9 protein-coding genes are annotated in these 14,493 nt (G+C 70.3%); 4 read left to right on the top strand and 5 right to left on the bottom strand.

The window, feature by feature from the left end; translation table 11 throughout:
• Nucleotides 1–112 precede the first annotated feature (112 nt).
• Nucleotides 113–946, top strand: coding sequence for an alpha/beta fold hydrolase (locus tag ACWGDX_RS18380; protein WP_453626755.1), 834 nt, complete (start codon nt 113–115; stop codon nt 944–946).
• Nucleotides 947–959: 13 nt separating this feature from the next.
• Here the strand turns inward: ACWGDX_RS18380 and nhaA are convergent, their stop codons facing one another.
• The gene (nhaA, locus tag ACWGDX_RS18375) at nt 960–2,846 is read right to left on the bottom strand and encodes a Na+/H+ antiporter NhaA (protein ID WP_453626753.1); all 1,887 of its coding nucleotides are present in this window, start codon (nt 2,844–2,846) and stop codon (nt 960–962) included.
• Nucleotides 2,847–2,930: 84 nt separating this feature from the next.
• Complete coding sequence (gene clpX / locus ACWGDX_RS18370; protein WP_453626751.1) at nt 2,931–4,217, bottom strand: ATP-dependent Clp protease ATP-binding subunit ClpX; 1,287 nt, start codon at nt 4,215–4,217, stop codon at nt 2,931–2,933.
• A 140-nt stretch (nt 4,218–4,357) separates the two neighbouring features.
• On the opposite strand from clpX, the gene ACWGDX_RS18365 reads away from it, so the two are divergent.
• Nucleotides 4,358–5,569: a TetR/AcrR family transcriptional regulator gene (locus tag ACWGDX_RS18365; protein WP_453626812.1), complete on the top strand. Its 1,212-nt coding sequence runs from the start codon at nt 4,358–4,360 to the stop codon at nt 5,567–5,569.
• Nucleotides 5,570–5,788: 219 nt separating this feature from the next.
• Here ACWGDX_RS18365 and ACWGDX_RS18360 read toward each other — a convergent pair whose 3' ends face one another.
• Nucleotides 5,789–8,032 carry a M4 family metallopeptidase gene (locus ACWGDX_RS18360; protein WP_453626750.1) on the bottom strand — a complete coding sequence of 748 codons (2,244 nt, stop codon included), beginning with the start codon at nt 8,030–8,032 and terminating at the stop codon, nt 5,789–5,791.
• A 531-nt stretch (nt 8,033–8,563) separates the two neighbouring features.
• Here ACWGDX_RS18360 and ACWGDX_RS18355 point away from each other — a divergent pair.
• Entirely contained in the window at nt 8,564–9,685 is a 1,122-nt protein-coding gene (locus ACWGDX_RS18355) for a Gfo/Idh/MocA family protein (RefSeq protein WP_453626748.1), read from the top strand.
• An 18-nt stretch (nt 9,686–9,703) separates the two neighbouring features.
• Here ACWGDX_RS18355 and ACWGDX_RS18350 read toward each other — a convergent pair whose 3' ends face one another.
• Together ACWGDX_RS18350 and ACWGDX_RS18345 are read right to left on the bottom strand one after the other, a co-directional pair.
• Nucleotides 9,704–10,561, bottom strand: coding sequence for an NAD-dependent epimerase/dehydratase family protein (locus ACWGDX_RS18350; RefSeq protein WP_383032808.1), 858 nt, complete (start codon nt 10,559–10,561; stop codon nt 9,704–9,706).
• Between the two features lie 269 nt (nt 10,562–10,830).
• Nucleotides 10,831–11,919, bottom strand: coding sequence for a glutamate--cysteine ligase (locus ACWGDX_RS18345; protein ID WP_453626746.1), 1,089 nt, complete (start codon nt 11,917–11,919; stop codon nt 10,831–10,833).
• A gap of 467 nt (nt 11,920–12,386) precedes the next feature.
• Between ACWGDX_RS18345 and ACWGDX_RS18340 the strand changes: the two genes are divergently transcribed.
• Nucleotides 12,387–14,354, top strand: a complete 1,968-nt coding sequence (locus ACWGDX_RS18340) for a DUF305 domain-containing protein (RefSeq protein WP_453626744.1) — start codon at nt 12,387–12,389, stop codon at nt 14,352–14,354.
• Nucleotides 14,355–14,493 lie beyond the last annotated feature (139 nt).

The following is a 14,493-nucleotide window of genomic DNA, read 5'->3' as shown; positions in this document are numbered from 1 at the left end:
GGCCCATGTGGCGGGCCCCGGGGAGCGGAGGTTTCATGGAAGACAAAGCGTCATCAATCTGGACGACCCGGAACAGAGAAGACGATCCGGAACAGAGAAAGCGGGCACACTCATGCCGTTCGTCACCGTCGGGCAGGAAAACACCGGCTCCATAGACATCTACTACGAGGATCACGGCATGGGACAGCCCGTGATCCTGATCCATGGTTACCCGCTCGACGGGCACTCCTGGGAGAAGCAGGAACGCGTCCTGCTGGCCACCGGGTACCGGGTCATCACGTACGACCGGCGGGGCTCGGGCAACTCCAGCCGCCCCACGTTCGGTTACGACTACGACACCTTCGCCGAGGACCTCAGGATCCTCATCGACCACCTGGGCATCTCCGACGCGGTGCTGGTCGGCTTCTCCATGGGCACGGGAGAGGTCACGCGCTATCTCGGCAAGTACGGTTCCGGGCGGATCAGCAAGGCCGTACTGCTGGGCGCCATACCGCCGTTCCTCCTCAAGACCGACGACAACCCCGAGGGGCTCGACCGGTCCGTCTTCGAGGACATCAAGTCCGCCGTCGCCGCCGACCGCCCGGCCTATATGAAGGTGTTCGTCAACAACCTCTACAACGTCGACCACTACCGCGGCTCCCGGATCAGTGACGAGGCGTGGACGTTCAGCTTCAACACCGCCCTGGCCGTCTCGGCCCACGCCGCCTACGCCTGTGTCGACACATGGCTGACCGACTTCCGCGCGGACCTGCCGAACATCGACGTACCCGTGCTGCTCATGCACGGGACCGACGACCGGGTCCTTCCGTACGTGAACACGGCGAAGCGGCTTCCGGGGCTCATCAAGGATCTGACCTTCGTCACCGTCGACGGCGGCCCGCACAACATCGCCTGGACCCACTCCGAGATCGTCAACCCGGCGCTGATGGACTTCCTCAAGGCCTGAGTTCCTCCCGGTCTCAAGGCTTCAGCAGGGAGCGCGCGCGGGCGGCGCGCACGGCGGCGGTGAGACCCTCGATGTCGTACGCGCCGTGGTGGCGCCGCCCGTTGACGAAGAAGGTCGGCGTGCCCGAGACACCGCTCACATCGGCCGTCTCCACATCCTCGGCGACCCGCGCGGCGCCCTTGTGATCGCGCAGATGCCGGTGGAAGCGGTCGGTGTCCAGCCCGACCTCCGCCGCGTAGCGGAGCAGATCGGCGGGGCGCAGATCGCCCTGGTGGTCGAGCAGGAGATCGTGCATCTCCCAGAAGGAGCCCTGCTCCGCCGCGGCCTCCGCCGCCTCCGCCGCGAGCTGGGCGCCGGGGTGGACATCGGTGAGCGGAAGATGGCGCCATACGTACCGGACGTCTCCCGAGTCCGCGAGCAGTTCACGGATGACGGGCTCCGCCAGCCCGCAGTAAGGGCATTCGAAGTCGCCGTACTCGACGACGGTCACCGGCGCCTCCCTCGGACCGCGCACCTGGTCGCGGTCAGGATCGACGGGTGTCGACAGATCGACAACGGACTCCGCCCTGCCCAGCAGCGCGCTGCTCCGGCGGCGCCGGGGCAGCAGCCAGATCACCCAGGTGACCAGCCAGGTGGCGGCGAAGGAGCAGAGCACGGCGGCGAGAATGCCGATCTTCGCCTGTTCGAGCCGGGTGCCGTCGAAGGCGAGGGCGGCGATCAGCAGGGAGACGGTGAAACCCACTCCCGCGATGGTGCCTCCCGCCGCGGTGGCGCCCCAGCCGACGGGCGGGCGCAGCCGTCCCCGGCTCAGTCCGGTGGTCAGCAGCGAGGCGCCGAGGATACCGATGGGCTTGCCGAGCAGATAGCCGAAGAGGATGCCCAGGGTGACCGGAGAGCCGAAGGCGTCCGCCAGCCGGTCGCCGCTGATGGTGATACCGGCGTTGGCGAGGGCGAAGACCGGCACGATCACATAGCTCGTCCAGGGGTGGTACATCCGCTGGAGCCGCTCGTTGGGCGAGATGGCGGTGGCCAGTCCGGCCCGTACCGAGCGTTCCAGCTCCGGTGTGGGCTGCTCGCGGAAGAGCCGGAACAGCCCGGTCGCCCGCTCCAGATCGCTGCGTGCCGCCGGGTAGGCGGAGGTGATCAGCCCCAGGGCGAGACCTGTGACGATCGGGTCCACACCGGATTCCAGTACGGCCACCCACAGCGCCACCGCGAGCACCGCGTACAACGCGCCGCGGCGCACTCCCGCGGCCCGTACGAGCAGGATCACACCGAAGATCGCCAGGGCCGCGACCAGCGCGATCACATCGACATGGCCGCTGTAGGCGATCGCGATGACGCCGAGTGCCACGAAGTCGTCCACCACGGCGACGGTCAGGATGAAGGCCCGCAGCCCCCGGGGCAGCCGGGTGCCGAACACGGCGAGGATGCCCAGCGCGAACGCCGTGTCGGTGGACATGGCGGCGCCCCAGCCGTGCACCGACGGGTCGCCGGCGGTGAGCGCGAGGTAGATCGCGACCGGTACGACCATGCCGCTGAGGCCGGCGATCATCGGAAGGGCGACCCGTTTCCGCTCGCGCAGTTCGCCCATGTCGAACTCGCGGCGTGCCTCCAGGCCGACGACGAAGAAGAACAGCGTCATCAGTCCGCTGTTCACCCACTCGCGCAGCCCCAGGGAGACCCCGGCGGAGCCGACTCGGACCGAGAGGTCCGTCGTCCAGAAGGCGGCGTACGTACCGGGCCCGGTGTTGGCCCACACCAGTGCGGCCAGGGCCGCGCCCAGCAGTACGGCGGCGCTGCCGGTCTCCGTGCGCAGGAAGTCACGGAGCGGGGTCCGCAGGTCGTCGCCGTATGTGGTCTGGCCGGAAAGGCGCGGGGTCGCCGGGTCGACGGTCACCTGGCCATTCTGCTGCGACCCGTGCCGTCGGCGCCTGACGAGCCCCTCCGGGGCCGGCCGCCGGACCGCTCCGCCCCGGCCGGCTCAGGCGGACTTCTCGCGGCGCTCGCGCTTTCCGCGCGGTACGAGCGTCGGATTGACGTTGTCGAGCACGGTGGCGCGGTCGACCACGACCCGGGCGACATCGTCCCTGCTGGGGACCTCGTACATCACGTTCAGCAGGACCTCTTCGAGGATCGTGCGCGCCGCGCGGGCACCGGTGCGGCGCAGCAGCGCCTGTTCGGCGACGGCGGCGACGGCGTCCTCGGTGAACTCCAGCTCCACCCCGTCGAGGTCGAAGAGCTTCTGGTACTGCTTGAGCAGCGCGTTGCGCGGCTCGGTGAGGATACGGGTCAGCGCGGTCCGGTCCAGCGGCTGTACGGTCGCCAGCTTCGGCAGCCGGCCGACCAGTTCCGGGATCAGTCCGAACTTCAGCAGATCCTCCGGCAGCACATCGGCGGAGGCGGTCCGGCCCTCCCGCTCCTCCTTGCTGTGGAGCGAGGCGCCGAATCCGATGCCCTGGCGTCCGACGCGCTGTTCGACGATCTGCTCCAGACCGGCGAAGGCACCGCCGACGATGAACAGCACATTGGCCGTGTCGATCTGGATGAACTCCTGCTGCGCGTGCTTACGGCCGCCCTGCGGCGGTACGGAGGCGACCGTGCCCTCCAGGATCTTCAGCAGCGCCTGCTGGACGCCCTCGCCGGAGACATCGCGGGTGATCGAACGGTTCTCCCCCTTGCGGGCGACCTTGTCGATCTCGTCGATGTAGATGATCCCGGTCTCGGCCTTCCTGACGTCGTAGTCGGCCGCCTGGATCAGCTTGAGCAGGATGTTCTCGACGTCCTCCCCCACATAGCCGGCCTCCGTGAGCGCGGTGGCGTCGGCGATCGCGAACGGCACGTCGAGCATCCGGGCGAGGGTCTGGACGAGATAGGTCTTGCCGCAGCCGGTCGGGCCGACCAGCAGGATGTTGGACTTGCCGAGTTCGACCTGTTCCTCGCCGGAGCCCGGCCGCCCGCCGCCGCCGGCCATCGATCCGACGCGTTTGTAGTGGTTGTAGACCGCCACCGCGAGTGTCCTCTTGGCGCTCTCCTGCCCGATGACGTACTGCCCCAGGAAGTCGAAGATCTCGCGCGGTTTCGGAAGATCCGGCAGCGCGCCCCCGAAGGGCGCGCCGAGGTCCTCGGTGATCAGCTCGTTGCAGAGCCCCACACACTCGTCACAGATGCAGACCGGGCTCGGACCCGCGATCAGCTTCTGGACCTGCTTCTGGTTCTTCCCGCAGAACGTGCACTTCAGCAGGGTGCCGCCGTCACCGATGCCTGCCACGCGGAAATATCTCCTCAAGCGTTGAACGGCCCGACTCCCGGTCGGCGTATCCGGATGCTCGGACCATATGACACGAACATCTGAATGGCTCACGGTATCTTGAAGCGCGATGGACAGCAACGCGGGGACGTGTGAGGACGATGGGCCGGCTCAGCAGGGCACAGGCGCAGGAGCGCAACCGCGCCAAGGTGCTGGCGGCGGCCAGAGGTGAGTTCGCCGAGCACGGCTTCCGTGACGCCAAGGTGGACGGAATCGCCCAGCGCGCGGGGCTGACCCGTGGCGCGGTCTACTCCAACTTTCCCGGTAAACGGGCCCTGTACTTCGCGGTGCTGGCCGATCTCGCCGAGCGCGCGCCGGAGCCGCCGCATCCGGAGCCCGGCCGTACCGCCCGTGAGGCCCTCGGCCTGCTCGCGCGCGCCTGGGTGGCCCGGCTGCCGCTCGCCGATGTCGGCGAACAGCACGGTGTGGCGCGGCTCGGTATGTATCTGCTGCCCGAGGTGCTCGCCGAGGAGCGGACCCGGCGGCCGTTCGCGCAGCTCATGAAGGTGGACGCGATCCTGCTGGGGCTCGCTCTGGAGGGACTGCGGCCGGCCGGCGCGCCGGCCGGCAGTCTGGTACGGGTCGCGGAGGCGGTGCTCACGACCCTGCACGGCGCGAACCAGTTGGCCGCCGCCGCGCCGGGGTTCATCGAGCCCTTCAATGTCGTCAGCGCCTGCGAGCAGCTCGCGGGCCTCGATCTCCACGACTGGTGGCCGCCCGCGCATGTGATCACTCAGGTACGGGAGACCGACGAGCCGTGGTCGCCGCCGCGCGCGCTGGACGCGGTGCGCGGCGAGCCCGCCCTGCTCGCGGGCGACGGTGTGGTGGCCGTCCTGGGACTGCACCGGCTGGAGGCCGTCGAGGAGGCGGTACGGGCCGCTCCGCCGGGGACCCGGGTCACGGCGGTCGTGGTCACCGGGGATCCCGATGAACTGGCGCCGCTGGCGCGGCTGGCCGTCGCGGAACTCTGCCGCTGTCTGCGGCAGGCTTTCCCGCCCTCGGCGTGGCCGCGTGTACAGGTGGTGTTCGACGAGTCGGGCGTCCTCGCCGCGGCGGCCGGCCTGCCCGCCGTCAGCGACGGCACCGAGGCGGCCGTCCGGATCGAGGCGGACAGGATCGTCGCGTGCGCCGACGGCCGTGGCGCGTGCCACGCGGTCACCTCGGCCCTGACGGCCGCGTCCGGGGCCTCAGGGACAGGTGCGGACGCGGGCTCTTCGCCCGAAAGCCGTACGCCTGGCGGCCGTCCCTCCGGCGACCGTGGACGGAGCGGCCGTACCCCCGCCGGCCCGAGCGGCCGGCCGGCCCTCGGCTGAGCCGGTCCACGGACCCGTCCGGACGCCCGGCCCGTTCCCGCCCCCCGTTCCCGCCCCCCGTTCCCGCCTCCCCGGTTCCGGCCTCCCCGCGCCCGGTTCGGCGCGGACCGGGGTCACCCTCGCGGTCCCGCGACGGCACAGCGCCCTCCCCTCCGGCCTCGTCGGCCGGACGGGAGGGCGCTCGCTCGGTGCGATGGCGGGACTCCGGTCGGATCCGGGTCAGAAGGTCATGCTCCAACTGTCCAGATAGCCCGGGGGAACGGTGAAGATGCCCGGGGTGTCGTCCTCGACCCGGAGGGTCCAGGTGCCGTTGGCGGGGACGGCCGAGGCGTCGACGGTGTAGGTCGCGTTCAGCTCAGGTCCGGGGCCGTAGACGAAGTCCTTCACCCGGATCCTCGTACCGTCCTCGCTGATCAGGTCGATCACCTGGCCGCCGGCGAAGGCGTGGAAGAGATGGACCGTCACCTTGAGGTCGCCGGAGGCATTGCCTTCCCGGCCGGTGACGATGATCGGGGAGGTGGCGACACCCCAGTTGGGGATGGAGTACCGGGCGGGATTGACGAAGAAGTCACCGCCGGAGGCCAGGACGGTCCAGGTGAAGGGGACCTTCAGGGTCTCCGCCGCCGCGTTTCGGACGATGACGGTGGTGGTGAAGGTGCCGGCCGTCGTCGGCGTACCGGCGATCAGACCGGTGCCGGGGTCGATCGACATACCGCCGGGGAGACCGGTGGCCGAGTAGGTCAGACCGCCCGGCCGTGAGGTCGTCGCCTCGATCTGCCGGCTGGTCGGCTGGCCGACCGCCGCGTCGCGGGTGGACGGTGCCGTCACGGCGATGTGATTGACGTAGCGGGGACCGACGTTGACGGCGGCCCAGGCGTTGCCGACGGCCTCGTACGCGTCGCTGGACCTGCCGAACAGATCGGCGGCGGCCTGGAGGGTGGCCACGCGCGCGCCCGCGTAGTCGGTGCCGCTGGTCATATAGAGGGTCAGCGCCCGGTACCAGACGTTGGTGGCGTTGTGCAGACCGAGGCCCGCGACGGGCCGGCCGTCGTAGGTGGGGCTGTCGTAGCGGACGCCCTCGACGGTCTTCTCCCCGCTGCCCTCGGCGAGCAGATAGAAGAAGTGGTTGCCCACACCCGAGCTGAAGTGCGGGTCGAGCGAATCGGTCTCGGGGGTCCAGTAGTCCTGGGAGGTGCCCTTGGCGGAGGCGTCCTTGGAGGGCCTGTCCAGATGGCGCAGCGGTCCGCCGGTCCCGCGTACGTCGTCGAGTTCACCGATCTGGTAGTCGGGTACGTCGGTGGCGCTGTCGGCGTAGAACTCCGCGGCGGTGGCCATGATGTCGCTGGTGGCCTCGTTCAGACCGCCGGACTCGCCTTCGTAGTCCAGGTCGGCGGTGGCGAAGGTGACGCCGTGGGTCATCTCATGGGCGGCGATGTCGAGAGAGGTCAGCGGCCGGGCGTTGCCGATCCCGTCGCCGTAGGTCATGCAGAAGCAGTTGTCGTCCCAGAAGGCGTTGGCGTATCCGTCGCCGTAGTGGACGCGGGAGTACGCGCCGACGCCGTTGTCGGCTATGCCGTTGCGGCCGAACCGGTCGTGGTAGAAGTCCCAGGTCTTCTGGGCCCCGTAGGCCGCGTCCACGGCCGCCGTCTGGCGGTCGGCGGTGGTCCCGTCGCCCCAGATGTCGTCGGTGTCGGTCAGCAGCGTGCCGTTCCCGCCCAGGGTCAGGTCGTAGGTGCTGTGGCCGCCGCGCTGGGGATCGGTCAGTTCGTAGACGTCTCCGTCGCGCACCGAGCCGATCCGCACCGTACCGCTGTACTGGCTGTTGCCCGTGCCGGCGTGGATCCGCTCGTGGCTCTGGAGCCGGGCACCGGTCCTGGCGTCGGTCACCACGCGCAGTTCGCTGGGGGTGCCGTCCTCCTGGACACCGGTGACAACGGATTCCCAGGCCAGCGCGGGTGTGCCGGCGCCCACCCAGACGACCAGCCTCGGCGCTCCTTCCGGGGCGGCCCGGCCGGTCCTCTCGTCCTCGGCGACGGCGAGCGCCGACTTCTTCGCCGCCGTGGCCGTGAGAGCGGCCTTGGTCGTCGGCACCGAGACCGCCGCGTCCGACGCCTTGGTGACGGTACGGGCACCGGTCCGTTCATGGACGACCAAGTCGCCGCCGAGTACGGGGAGTCCGGCGTAGATGCGTGCGTAGCGGGTGTGCAGGGTGCCGTCGGCGTCCTGGACGACATCCTTCGGTACGAGCTTCTCCTGATCGCCCAGCTTCAGCGAACGGGCGGTGGCGGGAGCCGAATCGGCGGCGGCCCCGAGCAACTCCGCCCGCCGCGCGGGAGAGAGCCCGACGGGGGCGGCGCCGGGTCTCGGCTCCGCCGCGATCTGCCGTGGTGCCCGGTCCGCGCCGGCCGGCGCGGCGGGGACGGCACCCGAGGCGGGGAGCGCCGGGACGAGAAGCACGGCCACGGCGACAGCCGCCGTCGCCGCCAGACGCCCGCGGGTGGAGGTCCGGCGAGGGGAGGGAGGAGATATGTGAGACAACGTTGTCCTGGTGCGGAAGATGTTCGTCACTCCTGCGGCTTCCTTCTGTCCGGCCTTGGATGACGGCCGGTGGTGACGGGGGAACCGGAGGCTGGGGATCCCCGGCGAGAAGACCTGCGATACGACGTCCGTGCGGTATGCAGATAGTTTCAGCGGGACATCGGATTGTCATCACTGCGGAGATCATTGTCCGAGAGTCGGTCAGCTGTCCGACGCGGGTCGCTGTCATATGCCGGTGATCACATGGGGCTTTACCGGACGGCAACACCACGCTTACCGGTCACTTTGGCTTGTTCCTGTCATGACGTCATGACGGGTGTCCGGGACGGGGCATAGCGGACGATCCATCAGGAACTGTGTGGTGAAGGCGGGAACGGTGTGGCGAAGGCCGTCACCCCGTACCCTGCCGGTGGCCGCCTCGGACTCCCCCGGCCCGTCTTCAGAGGAGCGATCCACGTGAGTGCAGCACCCGTACGCTTCGGCCTGGTCGGCACCGGCTGGCGGTCGGAGTTCTTCGTCCGGCTGGCGCGGAAGCTGCCCGGCCGGCTCGCGGTCTCCGGTGTGGTGACCCGGTCCGCGGAACGTGCCGCCGAGGTCGAGGCCTCATGGGGAGTGCCCGCCTTCCGCGGCATCGATGAACTGCTCGCGGGCTCCGGGGCGCCGGGGTCCGCGGGGTCGCCGGAGTCCCCTGGAGTGCCGGAGTTCGTCATCCCGTCCGTGCCGTGGTCCGTCACTCCTGAGGTGACGAAGGACCTCGTACGCCGCGAGGTGCCCGTACTGGCCGAGACACCGCCCGCGGCCGACCTCGAAGGACTGCGGGACCTCTGGCGCGAGACCGGCGGCAGCGGACTGGTCCAGGTGGCGGAGCAGTATCCGCTGATGCCGGGGCACGCGGCGCGGCTGGCCCTGCTGCGGGAGGGAGTGATCGGCGAGGTGACATCGGTGCAGATGTCCTCCACCCACCTCTACCACGCGGTTTCCCTGATCCGGCACACCCTGGGGGCGGGCTTCGAGCCCGCCACGGTGACCGCGAGGTCCTTCACCGCCCCGCTCGCCGATCCGCTGTCCAGGGAGGGCTGGGCGGACGATCCGACACCCAAGGACGCCTCGACGACCATCGCGCTGCTGGACTTCGGCGGGCGGATGGGACTGTACGACTTCACGGACAACCAGTGGTGGAACCCGCTGCGCGGCCGGCGCATGGTCGTCCGCGGTTCGCTGGGTGAGATCGTCGACGACCAGGTGGTGAGGATGGCGGACCCGCGGACCCCCGTGGAGTCGCCGCTGGTCCGCCGCCGTACCGGAACGGACCTCAATCTGGAGGGCGTCGAACTGCACCACATCACCTTCGACGGGCGGGTGGTGTACCGGAACGAGTACGTCGGGGCGAACCTCTCCGAGGACGACCTGGCCGTCGTCGACCTGCTGTGCCGTACGGGTGCCTGGGTGCGCGGCGAGGCCCCGGAGCCCTATCCGCTCGCCGAGGGCTGCCAGGACCACCAGATCAGCCTGGCGATCGAGGAGGCCGCGCGCACCGGGGCCGCGGTGACCACGACGCGGGAGGCCTGGGCCGGCTGAGGGCCCACGGGCGGCCGGTCAGTGGTCGATGACGTCCCGCCAGGAGTGCCGCGGTACGAAGCCCAGCACCTCGCGGGCGCGGTCGATGCTCAGCAGGGTCTCGTACGTTCCGATCTCGCGGGTCAGCTCGACGCCGGGGAACACCTCGGCGAGCAGTTCGGCGGAGGGCCGCCGCATGATGGTGTCCGCGGCTGCGATGACGAAGCTCCGCGCGCCGGTCACCTCCGCCGTGAGCGAGAGACGGCAGGCCTCCGCCACATCCCGTGCGTCGACATACCCCCAGAGGTTCCACTTCCGCAGATGCGGATCCGGCCAGTAGCCGGGGACATGGCGGTAGTCCTCCTCGAGGTGGACATTGGAGAGCCGCAGCGCGACGAAGGGGATCCCGGACCACTCGGCGACATGCCGGGCCGTCGTCTCGGCCGTCACCTTGGAGAGCGCGTAGGTCGAGGTGGGGTACGGGTAGTGGTCCTCGTCCACCGGCGCGTAGCGGGGCGGGACGTCGAACGGAAGGCCGAGGGTGGTCTCGCTCGACGCCCACACCACCCGGGACACCTTGTTCTGCGCGGCGGCGAGGAAGACGTTGTTGTTCATCACCGTGTTGGTGTTCAGCGTGTGGGCGGCGGGGAAGAGGCCGGGCGCCGGGATATTGGCCAGATGGACCACCGCGTCGACATCCCGGAGGGCGTCGACCGCCTGTCCGTAATCCGTCAGGTCCGCCCCGAGGAGGGATGTCCCGATCCCGGCCATCCTCTCCCGGTCGGCGGGACCGGCGACGATGTCCACGGCGACGACGTCGTACCCGTGCTCCAGCAGATCCGCGACAACGACACGGCCCGTCTTCCCGTTGGCACCGGTTACAGCGACTGTGGTCATGGGAGTGCTCCCCACTCGGCGTTCTTCTTACGGCTCACGGCTGACCGCTCGTGCCTCATCCTCTCCCGCCGGTGCCGGGACGACATCACCGGCCCGTGCGAGACCCGTGTCACGGCCGAGCGGGGACGGCTACGGACGGGCGCGGACGGCTACGGGCTCCGTGGGGCGCGTACTCCTGGGTCCCGGACTCCACGGGCCGCGTACTCCATGGGCCGCGTACTCCATGGGCCGCGTACGTCATGAGCCGCGTCCGTCATGAGCCGCGGACTTCAGGTCTGGGTCCGGCGGACGCATTCGGCGACCATGGCGTGCAGACTTCCGGTGCGCCGCAGCACATCTCGCTGTACGCGTGCGCCGTTGCCCGTCCTCAGCAGCCGGCCGAGGCCGTCCTCGGCGAGCGGCAGGTCCCCGTGGTCCCGCAGAGCGTCCCGGACATGGGCCAGTAAGGAGCGTACGACCGCTTCGGCGGGGGCGGGCCTCATCGTGAGGGGGTCGACCAGCCGGTCCTCCAGCCCCGAGCGGCCCGCTCGCCAGGAGGCGAGCCGAAGCGACCCGACGCGGTGCGGCAGGGGCCGTTCCCGATCCCGCCACTCGCGCGCGGCCGTCTCGACCAGACCCCGCACCAGCGCGGCCAGCAGAACCGTGGTCGAGGCGTCGAGGCACACGTCGGCCACCCGCACCTCGACGGTGGGGTAGCGCTCCGCGAGCCGCGCGTCGAAATAGGCCATCGCCGGATCCCGCAGCACACCGGTGGCGACCATGGAGGCCACATAGTCGTGGTACGCGGCGGCGGACCCGAATATCTCCACCGGTCCTGCCGAGGGCCAACGCCCCCACACCCGGCTGCGATAACTGCTGTAGCCGCTGTCCTGCCCCCGCCAGAACGGTGAGTTGCCGGTGAGCGCGAGCAGCACCGACAGCCATGGTCTGATCCGGTCGAGGACGGCGACTCCCTCCTCGTCCGACTCCACGGACACATGGACGTGACAGCCGCAGGTCAACTGCGCGCGGGTGATCGGCCCGAACTCGCGCTCCATCCAGAGATAGCGGTCGTCCGGATTGATGGCGGACTCGAAGGGCAGGGGAGAAGTCGCCAGCGCGGCCACGGCGGCCCCCGCCTTCCCCGCGTACTCGGCCGCTTCCGCACGCCGTTCGCGTATCTCCGCCGCCAGCTCCGTCATCTCCGTCCGCGGGCAGGTCGCGAACTCCAGTTGCTGCCCGTGGAGTTCCTTCTGGAAGCCGCCATCGCCGCCCCCGGCCCGGCCGGCCGCCTCCAGCACGGCCGCCGACACGGCATAGGGCTCCCAGGTGGCCGCGTCCACCAGCAGTAACTCCTCCTCGACGCCGACGCTGCGCAACAGGGCCACCTCTCCACGCAACCGACATGTCTCGCGGCCCCCTCGGTCTCCGATCACCACCCGCGAACCCGTGATCCCGGTGTCGGGACCTCGGTGCCGGCCGCGTCGGGGGCTGCCCCGCTTCACCTACGGGGACCGGAACCGTACGGCACGGCCACCGGGCAAGGGAAGGGCGCCTTCCTGAACCCGACGGTATGCCGCGGCGCCGCCGGCTCCACGTATCGGCCGGAACCGTCCGTTCACCCGATTGCGAAGTCCGGGAGGACATAACGCCATGGGCTGAGAACACTGGACCCACCGGCGGAGAGCCCAGTCCTTCCCCTGTCTTCCCCCGCGTGGATCACACACGTCTCCGGCCGCCGGACGGGGGCTGTTCCATGACGGGCGGCCGCTTGAGGCGCCCGCCTCGGTCCGCGACGTCAGCGCTTGTCGGTCCCGGTCGTGCTGGACGGAAGAGGAGAGGTCGGATGGCTGGGTACGCGTTTCGCCGGCTGGGCATGTCCGCGGCAGCCGGATTCATCGCACTGAGCCTGGTCTCGTGCGACTCCCCAGGGCGCGGGGCGGCCTTCCCGCCGCACGCCCACCCGTCCCACGCGGGCGCCCGGAGCGGGCCGTTCACGCGGAAGATGGACGAGAGCATGCGGCTCATGGCCGAGGCCATGGCGGATTCGCGGATGACCGGCGATCCCGACCATGACTTCGCGGCGGCGATGGTGGCGCATCACCAGGGCGCCGTCGACATGGCCAAGGCGGTCCTGGAACACGGCACGGACCCTGTTCTGCGGCGGCTGGCCCAGGAGATCATCGTCACGCAGCAGCAGGAGATCGGCGTCATGAAGGGCCGGATGACGGCCATGTCCCCGGGCCGCCGGGACGCGGAGCGCGGTGCGCCCGGCCGGAATCCGGGGCCCGCCGAGCCGATACGGCGGCCCGCGGAGCCGGTACGTCCGGGTGAGCCGGTACGTCCGGGCGGGGAGGTGCCCGGCGGGGGGAGCGGAACGGATACGGGAACGGTCATCCCGATATCCGGGCAGGACCGCGTCTACACCGCCGACCAGACGTCGAACACCGTCTCCGTGATCGATCCCGCCGCCAACCGGCTCCTGGGCGTGATCCGCCTCGGCGACCCCGTGCCGGGTGCGCTCAGTCCCCTGTACCGGGGTCAACTGCTCGTCCACGGGATGGGTTTCTCACCGGATCACCGAACCATCGCCGTCGTCTCCATCGGCTCCAACTCGGTCACCCTGATCGAGACCGCGACGAACAAGGTCAAGGGCGTGGTCTACATCGGGCGTTCGCCGCACGAGACGTTCTTCACGCCCGACGGCCGCGAACTGTGGGCGACCGTACGGGGCGAGGACTACGTATCGGTGATCGACCCCGTCCGGATGAGGGAGAAGCGCCGTGTCAGGACGGCGAACGGACCGGGGATGGTGCTGTTCCGGCCGGACGGGCGGTACGCCTTCGTACCCTCCAGCTTCACCCCCGAGGTGGATGTGGTGGACACCCGGACCTACCGGGTCGTGGCCCGCGTCCCGCAGGCCAGCCCCTTCTCGCCCAACCTCGCGGTGAGCCGTGACGGAACCGAGGTGTGGTTCACACTGAAGGACTCCGGCAAGACGCAGGTGATGAGCGCCCGGCCGCCCTTCCGTATCCTCGCCACGCTCGACACCGGACCGATCACCAATCACGTCACCCTGGTCGACAACGCCAAGGGCCACTTCGGTTATGTGACCGTCGGCGGCGAGAACATGGTGAAGGTGTACCGGCGCGGCAGGACACCCGCCCTGGTGGCGACCATTCCCACCGGCGATCTGCCGCACGGCATCTGGGTCTCGGGAGACGGCACCCGGGTCTACGTCGGGCTGGAGAACCAGGACGCCGTCGCGGCCGTCGACACCCTGCGGAACCGGGTGATCGCCACGATCCCCATCGGCCAGCAGCCGCAGCAGTTGCTGTACGTTCCCCGGGCCGTCCCCTCCGGCAAGGGCACGGACCATCTGATGCCCCTCGGAGTCGCGGGCCTCGCCGGTCACCTCACGCTCACCGCGCCGGAGGGCAGCGGCGGACGCGGCCACGCCACCGTCTCCGTGAACGCGCTCGGCGCTCTGGACCTCCTCCAGGTCGCCGCGACCGGTCTGGAACCCGGGAAGGACTACACGCTCTGGCTCACGGAGAACCGGACGGCGCCGTTCGGCCGCAAGGAAGCGCTCACGATGTTCACCACGAACGCGGCGGGCGCCCAGGTCAGCCAGGCGATCGGCCTGCTGCGGGAGGTACTGACCCCCACCGCGGCGGAGCGGGCGACGGTCCATGAGCGCTTCCTGATCATCACGCGCGCGGACGGCGGCGCTCCCGTGGCCATCCAGGAATCCCGCGAACCCATGCCGCCGACACCAGGTCTGGTACCGGACCCGGCACCCGCGGCGGGATAACGGAACGCGATCAGCCCCGGCCACCGCCGTTCCCGCGCCTGGATCGTCCCCCATCGCGATCATCCGGTCAGTGGCGGCCCCGGCGGTTCTACCGGTGGGCGGTCTTCGCGATCCGCCCGCCCCGGCTCTCCAGGGCCTG

It is taken from the genome of Streptomyces sp. NPDC055025, from assembly GCF_053608565.1.
The sequence above is the reverse complement of the archived record's forward strand: the minus strand, read 5'-3'. Positions and strand labels throughout refer to the sequence as shown.

Coding starts and splice junctions, on each gene's coding strand:
- ACWGDX_RS18380 (WP_453626755.1), top strand. CDS start 113: ATGCCGTTCGTCACCGTCGGGCAGGAAAACACCGGCTCCATAGACATC.
- ACWGDX_RS18340 (WP_453626744.1), top strand. CDS start 12,387: ATGGCTGGGTACGCGTTTCGCCGGCTGGGCATGTCCGCGGCAGCCGGA.
- ACWGDX_RS18365 (WP_453626812.1), top strand. CDS start 4,358: ATGGGCCGGCTCAGCAGGGCACAGGCGCAGGAGCGCAACCGCGCCAAG.
- ACWGDX_RS18350 (WP_383032808.1), bottom strand. CDS start 10,561: ATGACCACAGTCGCTGTAACCGGTGCCAACGGGAAGACGGGCCGTGTC.